Below are 15,619 nucleotides of genomic sequence, written 5' to 3'. Positions count from 1 at the left end.
AACAATACCTAAGGACATCGAAAACAGGCAATTGCCCTTTCGATGTCCTTTTTTTATTTTTTAATCCGCCATCAAAAACGCGGCGCCAAACACCCCGGCGCTATCTCCGAGCTTTGGCTTCAGAATCTTCGTATCCAGGCGTGGGTTGAAGACGAACTGTTTCACTCGTTCAATGCCTTCGGTGTACAACAAGTCAATATTGCCTACTCCGCCGCCCAAAACAATCACTTCGGGATCGAGGATGTTGATCAAATTGGCGATGCCTTTGCCAAAAAAGTGCAACAAACGTTCGATGGTCGCCGTAGCATGCGGGTCACTATTGGCTTTGTGGCGTTCCAGAATTTCTTTGAGTTTTAGTTTTTGGCCGGATTGTGCCAGGTAAAAACGCTCCAGGGCCGGGCCTGAAAAAACCGTTTCCACACAACCTACATTGCCGCAGTAACATTTGCCGCCGGATTCGTCCAGGAAACTGTGCCCCCATTCGCCACCAATCCCTTGCCGGCCGTTCCACACTTTGCCATCGATCACCAAACCGCCACCAACACCACTGCCCATGATGACGCCAAAAACCATCCGGGCATTGGGCATTACATCCTGGACAATCCCCATTTTGGCTTCAGCCACTGCAAAACAATTGGCATCGTTGGCCAACTCGAAAGTCAGGTTCAACGCGGCTTCCAAGTCTCGTTTGAAGGGCATGTCATTGATGCAGGTGGTATTGCTGTTTTTCATGGTATGCGTGATCGGGTCCAAAGCCCCCGGTGTACCCATGCCAATAGCATCCGGCACCAGACCTGATTCTTTTTTCATCAAATCGATCAGCACGCCAATTTGCTGGATGATGTGATGGTATCCATGTTCTTGTTCGGTAGCAACACGCAGGCGAGTCAATACTTGCGGATCTTCTTTGCTCTTGAGGATCACCCCTTCAATTTTGGTGCCTCCCAGATCAATGCCCCAAAGTGGCTTCATAATTACTGATAGTTTTGTTGAAAATAGTACTAAATGCGGCTCAAAACCGATTTAACCCTTAAAAATAGCATCTTTCGTTTATTTTTACGGGCAATCTGAAAAACTGGTCAATAAGCTAGGCTTTGTTGACAATTTTTTAGGATAAAATTTCATTTAGCAGGAAAAGTTCGGTCGGGAAAATGAAAATAAACTGGCAGAGTGGCTGGGTCGCGGGAGCACAACAATTATTGATCCCTGTAAGCAACAATCAAGGTGAGTGGATACAAAACCTTGAACAAATTGGCACACAAATTGGCGTAAACTTCAAGGCTGCGCTGGAAGATTTTAAGGCGGAAACGGGCGAAACCACGGTTTTGTACGGCCCTGATTGTAAAGTCTTTCTGTTGGGATTGGGGCGAGAGGTAAATTTTGCCGAAGCATTGCGCGCCGCGCGCATGTTTGCGGCACGCCAAAAAAGCAAACTGGCTACAAGTCTGGGCATCTACCTTGATGCCACCCTTTTACCAACTGAACAACACATTGTTTGCATCGAAGCCATTGTCAATGGCCTGTACCTTGGCACTTACGATGCTGGGAAATACAAGAGTAAGTCAACTGAAATTCACCCTTTGGCTACGGAAGATGCAGCCATCGAGTTTTATTTGCCCACAAGTGTTAGTGCGAAAGCGGTGGCCAAAGCGGTAGCGCAAGGCCAGGTGATTGCCGAAGCCCAATTGGCCATTTACGACTTGATCAATGCCCCTGGTAACAAAAAACAGCCTGCACATTTGGCCAGTTTTGCCCGGGCGGCAGCACAGAGAGGGAATTTTTCCGTGCGGGTATTGGAAAAAGCGGAACTGGAGGCAGAAGGATTTTATGCGCTGTTGGGCGTCAATCAAGGCAGTGCTGCACCGCCTGTTTGTATCGTGATGGAATACACTCCAGCTCAAACTGCAACCCGGACCATTGGGCTGGTGGGCAAAGGAGTGACCTTCGACACGGGTGGAATTTCCATCAAACCCTCAGCCAATATGCACCACATGAAAAGTGACATGAGCGGCGCGGCAGCGGTGTATGGGGCGATTGAAGTGGCGGCGCGCCTGGAGTTACCCTTCCATTTGATTGGTATTACCCCTGTTACCGAAAATAGTGTAGACGCCGACTCCCTCAAGCCGGGCGACGTGATCGACTCTTACAGTGGCCGTACCATTGAAGTGACCGATACGGATGCCGAAGGGCGGATCATTCTGGCGGATGCCCTCTCTTACCTGGTGCGGAATTACAAAGTGGACAGCATTGTTGATCTGGCTACACTCACGGGGAGTGCGGCCCGGGTATTGGGTGCCCATGCAGCTTGTTTGTTTGCCAATGATGACCAATTGGCGGAATCGCTGGCTCAGGCTGGGGCTTACAGTGGCGAACGGCTGTGGCGCTTACCACTCTGGGATGTGTACAAGGACGAACTCAAATCTGACGTGGCTGACTTGCGCAATTTCAGTGGCAAACCTGCGGCGGGTGCGATCAGTGCGGCCAAGTTTTTGGAGGTGTTTGTGGATGAGCATCCTTCCTGGGCGCATCTTGATATTGCTGGAGTAGCTTATGGTGATGTGGATTTTTTGCCGCATAAATCGGCTACGGCGTTTGGGGTACGATTGTTGGTGGAGTGGTTGATGGGACAGGCCACAACTTAAATCAGGCTAAAAACGACTGAGGTGTATCTTCGTGCCTTTAGTTTCTTAGGTGGTGAAAAAAAAGCTGTGCGATGGTATGTTTTTTCACCACCTAAGAAACTAAAGGCACCAAAGGGACACCTCAGGTTGGGTAGCCTATGAATTCAGCCTAGTCTAGAATAATTTTTGAGATTAATGAAATTTAAGTAATCTATCACTAACTCAGCCACCCCTGAATCTGCACATACTGCAACAACATAATCGTCTTCGCATCTTTTATCTCCCCACTTTCGATCATTGCCAGCGCCTGCGCAAAGGGCAGCTCCATCACCTCGATGTTCTCCTGTTCGTGATCCAAACCACCGCCGTCGCTCACCTGCATGTCCTGGCTGTACTCAGCCACAAAAAAATGGAGGATTTCGGTCACGGAACCCGGCGACATGTAGGCTTCAAAAACCTTGCGCACATCGCGCACCTGGTAACCTGTTTCTTCCTCTGTTTCGCGGCGGATACAATCTTCGGGGTTGTCTTGATCCAATAGTCCTGCGCAGGCTTCAATCATCATGCCATCGGCATTGCCATTGACGTAGGTGGGCATGCGAAACTGGCGGGTCAGAATGACGGTTTTGTGCTCCGGGTTGTACAGCAGAATGGCCGCTCCATTGCCCCGGTCGTAAGCTTCGCGGCTATGGGTTTCCCAGGTACCGTCTTTTTTTTGGTACTCAAAAGTGATTTTGCGGAGGGTGTACCAGTTGTTGGCGAGGACTTCGGTTTTAGTGATGTTGACGTTAGACATGGGTGTTTAAGTGAAAAATGAAAAGTGAAAAATAAGGTGTACGCTTGGTATGCAAAGATGCTAAATGCTATGCAATAGTTTTACGGCGAATCATACAAACGCACCGAATGCTCATTTAGGTCTGCTGGATATTCATTTCAAAAGGAAAAAATGGGGCTTACACAGCAATTTAGTGGGAGAATTATTGCTAATTTTAGACATGATGATTATGAAACTCAATCCTGTAATACTGCTTTGTTGTTGCCTGTTGTCGAGCGGAATTTTGTTTGCTCAAGCGGATTTGCCTTTTGCTTTTGAATGGAAAGTGGGGAAGACATATTGGTTGGATGTGCGGCAGGAGGAGCGGAAGTACTATGAAAAACCTTATCACAGAGATTTTATTCTTTTAGAAAGAGTGACCTGGTCTTTTCAGGTATTGAAAAAAAATGGTGATAGTGTTTTTTTAAAGGCCGTTCCTCTACGTTATCGATCACAAAGAGGATCGCTCAATGACGGCGACTATTTTGACTCCCAATATCATCAAGAACCAGAAACTTATAGTTCTTGGAATTTGTGTGACAAAGAATTTTCAATAGTTGTCAACTCTCAAGGAAAAGTACTACGGCACCAAATAATGATGAAGGGTAAGTCTGTAGAAACAAAGTCCAAGTTAAAGGCTCTACCATTTCTCTGGGAAATAGAGCCTCCAGTTTTAGAAGAGCAGTTTCAATGGTCACTTGCTCATAAAAAGGATCAATATGAAGTAGAACCATTCATCCGTATATTTGACTACACCCACGTTGACAAGGAAGCCTATTTAACGCACTACCATTTTGGAAAGAACCAACAACTGAGCATTGACAATGCCAGCCGATGGATTAAATATGGGACTTTCACTGAAACCAAGGCTGATGGCACTCAAAAAAACATATGGATACGCGGCTGGAGCGATCCTGTGGCTACCGTAACAGGAAAATTTACCCATTTTAAGACAGAAGGGGGAATTAGGGAAAAAGATGAATTGCTCAGCTATCTGCGTTTTCGTTGTGGGGTGAAAGCACAAGTTGACCTGTATACGGATGGCAGTTTTTCGCTTAAAATCCCTTTAGCACGGAATATTGCTTTTGAGCTTTTTGATGTTCCCATTTTTCTTTCCCCGGGTGACCATTTAACCATTAACGCCGATTTTAACAAGCAAAGTAAAGCCATTTACCGGGGCAATTGTGCTAGTGAAAATGAATTGATACGTCTATTGATGAATAGAGATACGCTCCAAAATAAATACATGCTGAAATGGACAAACATCATCAATTCAAAAAAAGGCGCAGCGTCTTATTACAAAGAGGTCAAGCAAGATTTTATAAAAGATTCTATCTTGGTTTTTAGGCAAAAAAAAGCGGTGAACCCATTTTGTTTCTGGGATGCATTTTGGAGCCATCGTTACAAAGAAGCCTGGAATTTATTGGAATTTAATAGCATATCTAAATTTCTGGATTATGAACAATTAAATGCCAAGAAGAATTTTTCACGCATAGAGTCTCTACCAGTGCTCAATGATTGGTGCGAATACAGTTATGAGTATCCTAATTTTTTATGTTATAGATACCCTGGATTCAGGGTTGAAAAATTGCGTACCTTCCATGTTTACCCATCCAGTACTCCAAAAACCAGCATCAATTCCCTAGCAAAGTTCATACTGACGGGTGATCCTCTAATTCAGGTTCTATACCAGAACATTTCCAATACCTACATTTTTTTAAACAAAGATTATCCCAATCTTGAAGCTGAAGCAGCAGATTTCATCCGTACCTGTCCAGACACTATATTGGCTGGAAACATCCGAAAGTTTCACGATACGGAGCAAAGTTTAATCACTGGCAGACCTCTCCCCAACTTCGAGGTATACAATCTTAAAGGCAAAAAACTCAATGCCAAAAAACTACGTGGAAAAAAGACCATCTTTCACCTGGAACTCGGTAGTCATTCCTTTGGACACATCGAATACGCCAAACTAACCAAGCGCCACCCTTCCCTGAATATTGTCCACATTTACCCCTTGCCACACCACGAATTCAAGCAAAAGTTTTCAGGCAAAAATGTACCACCACCCTACACCGAAGACAATCTCTTTTTCCCAAAAGATTTAGAAGCGGCACAACTTATCCACGATCGGTTTTGCTTCAACGAAAGCACAAAATGGGATGAATCAGCCTATAATCGCTTGTATTTCGTCAACGAAGCGAGTGTGATTAGGGATTTTATGGATAATTCCGCAGGTGATCCTAGGCAAATCAGGGCTGACTTCGCCTACCGCCTCCAACCCTTTCTAGCCCAAAAATCCGCACTAAAACCCAACTTCACCTGGCTCTACATTATCCTGGCCAATCTCCTACTCCTCGGCACCACCCTCGCCCTACGCACCCGCTATATCCGCCGCCGTGAAACCCGCAAACGCCGCCTGACCGAAATAGAACTCAAAAGTTTGCGCGCTCAACTAAACCCCCATTTTATTTTCAATACCATGGGTTCTATTCAGCACCTTATTGCCAGTCAGCAGTCGGAAAAAGCCAATGACTACCTGGCGGATTTGGCGGCTTTGATGCGCCTGGTATTGCGGGCTACCCAGAAAGGCATCATTTCCCTGCGGGAGGAATTAGACCTGGTGGAACAATATTGTGCACTGGAAAATCTGCGCAAACCTTTTACTTTACACCTGGACATTGCCCCTGAACTGGATGTAAATGCCTGTGAAGTGCCAGCCTTACTTTTGCAACCTTATGTAGAAAATGCCATTTTGCACGGCTTGGCTCCCGTAAATGCAGGGGGTAAAATCGAACTGCAACTAAGGCGAGATGGCCCCAATGTCCTCATTTCCATCCAAGACAATGGAGTGGGCATTCACCAAGCTCGTCAAAAAAACAGCAATGGTACCCAAAGTGGTTTGAAGATGAACCAGGAACGATTGCAATTGATGTATGGCGCAGAGGCAAGTGTTCACGTTGTCGATTTGGCTGAAAAAGACCCTATAAAATCGGGTACCCTAGTCACCCTCAAACTCCCCTGTTGCTGATGAAAACCTTAATTCTGGAAGACGAAGCACACAATCGGGCTTTTTTACAACTGAGCCTCCAGCAGCACTGCCCGCAGGTTCAGGTTGTAGCGCAGGCACAAGGGGTGGCTGAGGCATTGGCCTTATTTCGCCAATACTTGCCGGAATTGATCCTGCTGGATGTGGAGCTACCGGATGGCACTGGCTTTGATTTTTTGGAGCAATTGCCCCAGCCCTGGCCCAAGATCATCTTCATCACCGCCTACGATCACTATGCCTTGCAGGCCATTCGTTACAGTGCGATTGATTATTTGTTGAAACCGATTCGGGTGCAGGATTTGGTAGAAGCGGTGCAGAAAGCCAGTCAGCGCCTGCATATGGAACAGGAATACGCCTTATTGCAATTGTTGCTCCAAAGTCGCCGTGAAACGACAAGCCCCAAGCGCATCGCCCTGCCCACCGCCGAACGGATTGAACTGATCCCCGTTGCCGACATCATTCGTTGTATGGCCGAAAACAATTACACCCATTTTTACATTCGCGACCAAGCCAGCATTCTGGTTTCCAAAAATCTGGGCGAGTTTGAAGAAATGCTTCAGGAATACGGCTTTTTGCGCACGCATCAATCCCATTTGGTCAATGTGGAAGCCATTAAATCATGGGAAAAAGCCGATGGAGGGTATCTTTTGATGAAGGATGGGAGTAAAATTCCGGTATCGCGAAGTCGGCGAGAAAGGGTATTACAAACTTTGCTGAAAGATGAAAGATGAAAGATGAGAGATTGTGTTACCTTTTTTCATCTCTCATCTTTCATCTCTCATCTCTCATCTTTATTTTTCTATTCAAATCGCTGCAAAAACGGGCTCACCAACGTATGCTCCGTAGCCAGCGCCAAGTACCGCGCCTTGGGCACCGGCATACCTTGATTGATGAAGTGGTTTTCCAGCTCCATTTGGGTTTGGTAGAAAACTACCCGGAAAGTGCGTACCAGCTCAGCATGGAGAGGATCTTGCGCCGCCCAGATGTTGAGTTTGTTCAGTAATTCGGTCGACCAGGAGTCCAGTTGGGTTTGTTCGGCGGCCGAAACCTGTACTTTACCCGCCAACAATTGGGTGCGGTGATCTGCAGCCTGTTTGATCAGGGCTTCAGCGGGTTTGTCTACACCAATGTCTTCGGCCAGGAGTTGCAACACCTTGCTGCTGTTCTGCTCTGTTTCATCTTGCTCATCACAAGTTTGGGTAGGCAGGGGCAGCGTAGAAGAAGCATTGAACAGCCCCTGTGCTTCGGCGCTCTCCTGGGGGTGTTTGTCGTTCAACCAGCAAGGCAGCGGATATTCTTCACCCAATGCAGCGTGTAGGTAATACAAGTGCAGGATGAATTGCCGCAAATCGGTATATGCATAAGCCGCTTTGCTATCGAAACTGATCTGGTTGCTCACATTGCGGCTGGAGAATACCTCCCGAATGGCACCGTTCATCAGGTTGTTGGTTTCAAAGCCAGGGCCCCGCGAGGTGAAACTATTGTACGCCATATAAGCCTTGGACAGCGGGTGGTTGATGCTGGCCAGACTGGCAATAGGATTGGCGTCTTTGTCCAGGCGATTCAGCATATCGTTCAGGCGAGAAGTTGTAGAATTGGTCTCTTCTTTATTCACCTGGGCAGCTGCAGTGTAGCGGGTCATCAAACGATTGCGTTCCTGGAAAAAGTCATAAGCTTGTTCGGTCGCCGCGTTGAAATACCCATCAATACCGCTGCGGTAGGCTCCTTCCTGCGCCAGAGCTTGTTGCAATTCCTTCACTGAAGCCCGATAAATGGCCACCGGAGCAGGAGCTTGATTGTTCTGCTGCACGGTACTATTGCCGTTCGTATTGGCGGGCGGTACATTGGCACCTTTTACTCCCAAGTTCGAATTGTAATTGTAGCCTGGCACTGCGTTGCCATAAGTGTTGTTAGGGTTCGCCGTACTGGTATTGGTATTGGTGTTGGGGTTATTGGGGTTCGCCGTATTGGTATTGGTATTGGTATTGGAATTATTGGGGTTCGCCGTATTGGCATTACCATTGTTTAGATTATTGGAAGCCTCGTAAGAAACGGGAACCTGCGCACCTTTTGCCTGGGTATTGGGCGGGTTGGTATTCGCGCCAGGAGTATCCCACTTGAATTGAGCTTGTCCATTGCCAGCTGGTGCCGTGCGGTTGTTATTGCCGTTGGGGGGTGGGGGCCCGGAAGCGTAAGTGTTGTTCGCGTTGGGGTTGCTGGTATTGTTGCCTGTATTGGCGGTGGTATTGTTTGGATTGCTGTTCACTCCGGGCACTCCGGCAAGATTGGTGGCTGGATTGTCGAGCTGGTAATCCACCGGCAAGAAGGTAGGCTGTGGGCGTTGTACCGGTTTGGAAACAGGCACATTGGTCTTTTTGGGGCCGATTTGTGCTGTTGCATTCACTTCTTTGTGCGGAGTACCTGTTTCAAAGCCACCAATTTGATGCAAAAACGTCGGGTGAACCGTTCGCACAAAAGCATCGGTATAACCCATCGCCTGAATTTTGGGCAATTCTCTTCGCGCTGCTTCAATAGTGGGATAAAAGCCCGTGAGCAATTTTGCACCGTTTTCATTGGGGATCACGTACAATTCTCCACTGAGCGCCTGATGCCGATTCCAGTTAAGGGAGGCATTGGCGTCAAAACTGGCGATTTGAATAGAGGCTACCGACTGGTTGTCGCGTACCACGTATTGCTGAATTTTGGCAGCTGAAAAGCCCGATTTTTTGACTTGATCCAAAATTTTCGCCGCTTCCAGCGCCGTGTCATAGCCGCCAATGTACACGTCAAAGACTTGATTGGGGCGCTCCTTGGCAAACAAAAAGCCTAGTTTTTCTACACTCTTGTAGTTCTCGGGGCGATTGCCCGAAAAAGTACCTACCAGAATGGTAAAATAGCTATTACTGCTTTGCGCCAGGAGTGCAGATGCGCTCAACAGCAGGAGAAAAAGAGAAAGTTGAACTCGTCGCATGGGAAAATGATAATTTAAGGTTGAGGAGGTTGAGAAGGTTGAGAAGGTTTAGGCTACCGCGAGCGACTTGTGAAGAGTGCTGTCAAAATCGCTTGCGGTAGCCTAAACTTTCTCAACCTCCCTCAACCTTCTAAACTCTATTGACGTAAAAATGGTATTCTCGCCACAAAAGTAGGCATAAATGTCAGGTTTTGACTCCTTTATTGTGATAAAAGTGTCAATTAGGCAGTTAAACTACAATGGAACTGAATTTGTTGTATAAACCGACGTTAAGGAGAACTTAAATATGAGAACAGTTGCCAATATTATAAAGAGTGAAAGCATTCAGATGGGTAATATTTGGCAGCGGAGGGAAAAACTTTCGTCGAAATTCCTGAAAATTATAACGCAATCGCGTATATTTTGGATGGCGAAGTGACCCTCGATGAAAATTTTTCGTATAAAGGTGAAACTTTGCTCCATTTTCGTAACGATGGGAGCGGTTTTTCGTTTAAAACTGTAGAATCCTAAGATTTCTATATGAAGCGTACTTACATGGTGGAGTTTGAGCTCCCTGAAAGCCTTTCGGAAGAGTTTCTTGCCCTGATTCCAGAGCAAAGAAACATGGTGGATTACCTCATGTCGGAAGGCAAGATTCGTTCCTATTCCCTTGCCATGGATCGTTCCGTGCTTTGGGTGATTATGGAAGCGGATTCAGAGTTTGAGGTGATGGAAACCATTGCCCAATTGCCCCTCAGCGATCACATGCATCCGTATATTTCGGAATTGATGTTTCACAATACGGCAGATTTGGCGCTGCATTTTTCAATGAATTAAAGATATTTGTGCCATCATCGTAGAGACCACGGCTGGAAAATTGCACAGACGTCTTTAATATTGCAGGCTGAGACGCACAGCCGTGCGTCTCTACGGTGCCCACAAAATCAACCCAAGCATGAAGCGCATCGCCGTAGACATGGACGAGGTAGTTGCCGACGTCCTCCCTAAATTTTTGACCCTCTTTGAACAAATCAATGGCCGCCGACCCAGCGAAGAAGAATACAATGGCAAAAAATTGTACGCCTTACCAGGTGGCGAAAACTTACGTGAAGCCTTGTACCACAAAGGTTTTTTTGCCGATCTGGCCCTGATTCCTGGTGCACAGGAAGGTATTCAGAGCCTTTTGGATGATGGCCATGAAATCTTTTTTGTAACTGCTGCGCAGGAATTCCGCAATAGCCTTGAAGACAAATACGATTGGCTGCTGCAATATTTCCCAAACATCTCCTGGCGAAACTTCGTTTTTTGTGGCGACAAAAGCATCATCGGTACCGATTACCTCATCGATGATCACGCCTTCAACCTCCGCACGTTTAAAGGAAAAGGTTTATTGTTTACGGCTCCCCACAACCTAAGCGAGACTGAATTTACCCGTGTCAACAACTGGACCGAGGTATTGGCCTTTTTTGAGCGCGAAAAACAAGGCTATGCCACTAATCGATAAACTCAAGTCCTTACTTCAACTCAAACTCAAATATGCAGCCTCAGCTGGGATTGCTACGGCAGTTGATTATGCGATTTTTTTTGGGCTGAAAAATGGATTACAATTTACAGCCACGCTGGCCCAGCCTTTTGCCTACGCGGCAGGGGTATTGGTCAATTTTATGCTACAAAAGCGATTTGTATTTGAGCTGAAGCGCTCGGTATGGTCGGCTTTTGGACTGGCTTTGCTCGTATCTCTGGGTGGATTATTGCTGAGTACTGGTATCATTTACTTATTGGACAATTACCTGCCCTTTTTTCGGCAAAATGCGCTTTTAGCTAAATTACTCACCTCTGGCATCGTGTTTTTTTACAATTTCTACCTAAAAAGGCTGGTTTTTGAAGGAAAATTCATTTAAATGTCTTATTTCATTTGTAACTTTCTCGGATTTGCTGCATTATTGTTTATGACAAAAAAGTTTGTTGTATCTTCCCGAAAACAAAGAGCAAAGTGAAAAACATTGCCATTTTTGCTTCCGGATCCGGCTCAAATGCCCGGAAGATTTTGGAATATTTTGCCGAACGTCAGGATGTGAGTGTCCAACTGGTCATTTCCAACCGTGCGGACGCCGGAGTGTTAAAAATTGCTGAAAGTTTTGGGGTAGATTCAATAGTAATCGACCGCCATACGTTCTACCAGACGGAAGATGTTGTATCTGTGTTGAATAAATATGAGATCTCTCTGATTGTTTTGGCTGGTTTTTTGTGGTTGATACCAGAATACCTGGTCGAAGCGTTTCAAGGGCGAGTTGTGAATATTCATCCTGCTTTGCTGCCAAAATACGGAGGCAAAGGAATGCACGGTAAACATGTTCACGAAGCGGTTAAAAAGGCTGGTGAATCAGAAAGTGGAATGACCATCCACTACGTGAATGAACGTTACGATGAAGGTCAAATTATTTTCCAGGCCCGTTGTCAACTTTCTCCTACAGACACTCCGGAAGAAATTGCCGGGAAAGTGTTGCAATTGGAACACAAACACTACGCCGAAGTTATTGATCAATTGCTGCAAAGGTTTTAAGGGTTTATAAACTCTAATTATTCTTTGCGATTATTTGTTTTCATATGTCTAACAACCCGATCCGTTCCTTAAACCAGGCAAAGGATCGATTGTAAGAAAAAAGCACGCTATGTTGAGAAAGCTTGTTTTTCTGCTGTTGAACTTCAGCCTCATCTGCACCCTTAGCGCTCAAAGCGCCAAAAAACTAATGAAACAAGGTGAAGAAGCCTACACCAAAGGAAACTATGTGCAGGCAGCCGATTTTTTTGAAAAATCCTGGCTAAAAGGCAAAAAGCCCGAGGCCATTTTCAAAGCCGGCGAGGCCTACTATGTACTGCGCAATTACCGCAAAGCCTCTGAAGCCTACGTCAATGTAAAGGACAAAAACGATCAGTTCCCGTTGGTGGGACTGAAATACGCCCGCAGCCTCAAGCAAGATGGGCAGTACGACAAGGCCTCTAAAGCCTTCAGCGATTTTCGGGACACCTACAGCGGAGATGGCAAATCAGTCATTGAAGATATGGTACAAACCGAACTGCAGGGCTGTGAATTGGGTAAATTATTGCCTAATCAGGCCCAGCAAGGCATTGAAGTCACCCACGCTGGCGCTGGAGTAAATACCAGCGACAATGAGTTCGGCCCACTACCTATCGATAAAGGGTTGTTGTACTTCTCTTCAACGATTGGTGGTACTGCACGCATTTATCGCTCCTCCCTGGCAGATAATGCCTGGGGCAAAGGGGCTACCCCGGACAATTTTCCGGTGATCCAGAAAGGCCAGTATTGCCACGGCTCGCTGACACCGGACGGCCAGCGCTTCTATTTCACCATTTGTGATGCGGCCAGTTCTTTTAACAACCGCACGACTCGTTGTGAAATTTACGTCATCCGCAAACAGGCGACCGGATGGTCGGCACCTGAGATGTTACCCGAAGCCATCAATGCCAAAGGGACTACTGCAACCCAACCCCATGTGGTACAGAACAACGGTAAAGAGATCCTTTACTTTGCTTCCAACCGCACTGGTGGCCGAGGTGGCATGGACCTCTGGTACGTAGAACGCCCACTGAGTGCAACAGGTAATGCCTTTGCAAATCCGATCAACCTCGGCCCATCCATCAACACACTGGGCGACGAAATGACGCCTTACTTCAGCACAAGTGAGGGTACCCTTTATTTCTCTTCGAATGGTCAAACCTCCATTGGTGGTTTTGACATTTACAGTTCTAAGGGAGATTTGAGCACCTGGGCACCAGCCGACAACCTGGGCTTGCCTTACAACTCCCCTGCTGATGATTATTATTACATCAAACACAATGACGGCGAGGGTGGCTTCCTGGTATCGAACCGGATTGTGGCAGGTGAAAAACTCACTACCAAAGACGACGATATTTTTGAGATCAAAAGCAAACTGGTGGTGGCCAAACTCCAGGGCAGTGTATTTGCCCAGGAAACGGGTGAGCCGATCAATAAATACTTGCTGACTTTGTATGAAATCCGCGCCGATGAGTCGGAATCCATCCTGCTCAACCGCGAATTCAATGCCAGTACTTACGATCTGGAATTGTTGCCCAATCGCAAGTTCAGGGTCGAGATTACCGCACAAGGCTATGCTACAGGAGCCTACAACTTTGTGACCGACAATCCTAGTGGCCAGCCCTATGGTCAACCCTTGATGTTGGTAAAACTGGGTGGCTCGGTGGTGAATACGAATCCGGGAGGAAATCCCAATAATCCAGGTACTAATCCACCACCAGGAAACCCCAATAATCCAGGTACCAATAATCCAGGAACGAATAATCCTGCTACCAATCCCCCCAATCTTAACCCAAGCGGAGGTGTATACACTGCGAAAGGAGCTGGCCCGGCCGATAAGGAGGAATACTCTACTGATGCACCACGCTACGAGGGGGAATATTACAAAATCCAGCTGGCAGCCCTTAAAACGTATAGCCCTAATGACAAGCGTTATACAGCAATGAGTCAGTTTGGTAGCGTGCAAACAGAAACCATCCTGAGCAAACAAATGACCCGGGTACTGGTGGCCACTTTTTACACCAAAGACGAGGCCAAACGCGCTTTGGCGGCGGTGAAACAAAAAGGATTTTCCCTGGCTTTCATCGTGAAATACACCAATGGTGAACGTTATGGGCGGGTAAATCTTTAATCCTGCTCTTAAACCATAAATTTGTTCTAATTTTGTCGGGGTTTAGGCTACGTGGTCTAAACCCCGAAGTTTTTTATTTTGAACCACACATATTTTTTTTTGAACCACCTAAGGCACCTAAGGGGCATCTTAGGGACTTTGCTTCCTGCGATGCCCCTTAGGTGCCTTAGGTGGTTCAAAAAAACAAAACGCCGCAGGCGTTCCAATAAAAATACTCCAAGCTTTTATGGCTAAACAATCCAAGCGCAAGCCCAGTGCTTACGGCAAAAAAAGAGTTGATCGTCGCCCACCTACTGCCCCTGAATCGACCGAGGGGATGCGGCTAAATAAGTACGTTGCGCATTGTGGTGTCGCCTCGCGCCGGGAGGCCGCTGAGATTGTGAAACAAGGACACATCAGTGTCAACAACGAACTTGTTATTGAGCCGTTCTATCAGATTAAAACAGGCGACATTGTCAAGTTCAAAGGCAAGGTGATCAAGCCTGAAATTCGCCGGGTGTATTACATCATGAACAAACCCAAAGATGTAATCACCACTACTTCCGATGAAAAAGGCCGCAAGACGGTGTTGGACCTCATCGGAGATCGGGTGGAAGAACGTGTTTTTCCGGTAGGCCGCCTCGATCGGGATACCACAGGGTTATTGCTTTTGACCAACGACGGTGAATTGGCTCAAAAAATGACCCACCCAAGTTACAAAATCAAAAAAATCTACCACGCTACCCTCGATAAAAGTATCCCCAAAGAAGACCTGGAAAAAATTCGGGCTGGATTAGAGCTGGAGGACGGCCTTGCTCCCGTGGACGAGGTGGATTACATCATGGAACGGCCCCATACCGAAGTGGGCATCACCATCCATATTGGCCGCAACCGCATTGTGCGCCGCATTTTTGCACACCTGGGCTATGAGGTGCTTAAACTGGATCGGGTGTATTTGGGAGGGCTGACCAAAAAAGACCTGCCGCGCGGGTTTGTGCGCCCCTTGAGCAAGCAGGAGGTAATCATGTTGAAACATTTTACGGGGAAGTAATACTTATACCTCAGCAGGTTTTGACATGATCCTTTTCCGGTGCTGCGTACCCCACTTGTGTAAGGCCTCAATTACATCATCCAGGGAACGGCCATAGTCGGTCAGGGAGTATTCGATCACGACGGGTATGTTGTCGTGTACGGTTCGTTTGACCAGCTCATTCATTTCCAGTTCACGCAATTCCTTCGACAACATCCGCGCGGTGATTTTTGGAATTTCACGTTCCATTTCATTGAAACGCTTATTCCCCAGCGACAATGAAATGATGATGGGTAGTTTCCACTTACCATTCAGCACATCCAGTGCATCATTCACCGGGCGGATACGGCCCATACATTCTTTGTGGTCTGATGGTTCTAATCTTTTCATTTTTAATTACTTGTGTTTTTACTATACCAAAGTATACTACTATACAAGAGTATACTACTTACAATTGTATAGCAAAT

13 protein-coding genes are annotated in these 15,619 nt (G+C 46.6%); 9 read left to right on the top strand and 4 right to left on the bottom strand.

Annotated elements, in window-relative coordinates; genetic code table 11:
• Positions 1-60: 60 nt before the first annotated feature.
• Positions 61-972 (bottom strand): ROK family protein, encoded by a 912-nt coding sequence (locus ACO08K_RS12840; protein ID WP_421796800.1) that lies wholly within the window; start codon positions 970-972, stop codon positions 61-63.
• Positions 973-1,151: 179 nt separating this feature from the next.
• On the opposite strand from ACO08K_RS12840, the gene ACO08K_RS12835 reads away from it, so the two are divergent.
• Positions 1,152-2,642 (top strand): leucyl aminopeptidase family protein, encoded by a 1,491-nt coding sequence (locus ACO08K_RS12835; protein WP_421796799.1) that lies wholly within the window; start codon positions 1,152-1,154, stop codon positions 2,640-2,642.
• A gap of 196 nt (positions 2,643-2,838) precedes the next feature.
• On the opposite strand, the gene nudK is transcribed toward ACO08K_RS12835, so the two are convergent.
• The gene (gene nudK, locus ACO08K_RS12830) at positions 2,839-3,417 is read right to left on the bottom strand and encodes a GDP-mannose pyrophosphatase NudK (protein ID WP_421796798.1); all 579 of its coding nucleotides are present in this window, start codon (positions 3,415-3,417) and stop codon (positions 2,839-2,841) included.
• Between the two features lie 208 nt (positions 3,418-3,625).
• Between nudK and ACO08K_RS12825 the strand changes: the two genes are divergently transcribed.
• Positions 3,626-6,466 carry a sensor histidine kinase gene (locus ACO08K_RS12825; RefSeq protein ID WP_421796797.1) on the top strand — a complete coding sequence of 947 codons (2,841 nt, stop codon included), beginning with the start codon at positions 3,626-3,628 and terminating at the stop codon, positions 6,464-6,466.
• Complete coding sequence (locus ACO08K_RS12820) at positions 6,466-7,215, top strand: LytR/AlgR family response regulator transcription factor (protein WP_421796796.1); 750 nt, start codon at positions 6,466-6,468, stop codon at positions 7,213-7,215. Before ACO08K_RS12825 ends, ACO08K_RS12820 begins: the two co-directional genes overlap by 1 nt.
• Positions 7,216-7,283: 68 nt before the next feature.
• Here the strand turns inward: ACO08K_RS12820 and ACO08K_RS12815 are convergent, their stop codons facing one another.
• Positions 7,284-9,455 carry a peptidoglycan-binding protein gene (locus ACO08K_RS12815; protein ID WP_421796795.1) on the bottom strand — a complete coding sequence of 724 codons (2,172 nt, stop codon included), beginning with the start codon at positions 9,453-9,455 and terminating at the stop codon, positions 7,284-7,286.
• Positions 9,456-9,974: 519 nt separating this feature from the next.
• On the opposite strand from ACO08K_RS12815, the gene ACO08K_RS12810 reads away from it, so the two are divergent.
• From ACO08K_RS12810 to ACO08K_RS12785, 6 genes are all read left to right on the top strand, one after another.
• The gene (locus ACO08K_RS12810; protein ID WP_421796794.1) at positions 9,975-10,271 is read left to right on the top strand and encodes a muconolactone Delta-isomerase family protein; all 297 of its coding nucleotides are present in this window, start codon (positions 9,975-9,977) and stop codon (positions 10,269-10,271) included.
• 118 nt (positions 10,272-10,389) lie between these two features.
• Complete coding sequence (locus tag ACO08K_RS12805) at positions 10,390-10,938, top strand: 5' nucleotidase, NT5C type (protein WP_421796793.1); 549 nt, start codon at positions 10,390-10,392, stop codon at positions 10,936-10,938.
• The gene (locus ACO08K_RS12800; protein WP_421796792.1) at positions 10,922-11,335 is read left to right on the top strand and encodes a GtrA family protein; all 414 of its coding nucleotides are present in this window, start codon (positions 10,922-10,924) and stop codon (positions 11,333-11,335) included. The genes ACO08K_RS12805 and ACO08K_RS12800 overlap by 17 nt, the downstream gene beginning before the upstream one ends.
• Before the next feature lie 92 nt (positions 11,336-11,427).
• Positions 11,428-11,997, top strand: a complete 570-nt coding sequence (gene purN / locus ACO08K_RS12795) for a phosphoribosylglycinamide formyltransferase (RefSeq protein WP_421796791.1) — start codon at positions 11,428-11,430, stop codon at positions 11,995-11,997.
• Positions 11,998-12,106: 109 nt separating this feature from the next.
• Positions 12,107-14,143, top strand: coding sequence for an SPOR domain-containing protein (locus ACO08K_RS12790; protein WP_421796790.1), 2,037 nt, complete (start codon positions 12,107-12,109; stop codon positions 14,141-14,143).
• Between the two features lie 226 nt (positions 14,144-14,369).
• Complete coding sequence (locus tag ACO08K_RS12785; protein WP_421796789.1) at positions 14,370-15,173, top strand: pseudouridine synthase; 804 nt, start codon at positions 14,370-14,372, stop codon at positions 15,171-15,173.
• A gap of 3 nt (positions 15,174-15,176) precedes the next feature.
• On the opposite strand, the gene ACO08K_RS12780 is transcribed toward ACO08K_RS12785, so the two are convergent.
• Positions 15,177-15,542 (bottom strand): winged helix-turn-helix transcriptional regulator, encoded by a 366-nt coding sequence (locus ACO08K_RS12780; RefSeq protein WP_421796788.1) that lies wholly within the window; start codon positions 15,540-15,542, stop codon positions 15,177-15,179.
• Positions 15,543-15,619: the final 77 nt, after the last annotated feature.

The organism is Haliscomenobacter sp. (genome assembly GCF_965225875.1).
In the GTDB taxonomy this organism is placed as follows: domain Bacteria; phylum Bacteroidota; class Bacteroidia; order Chitinophagales; family Saprospiraceae; genus Haliscomenobacter.
The sequence above is the reverse complement of the archived record's forward strand: the minus strand, read 5'-3'. Positions and strand labels throughout refer to the sequence as shown.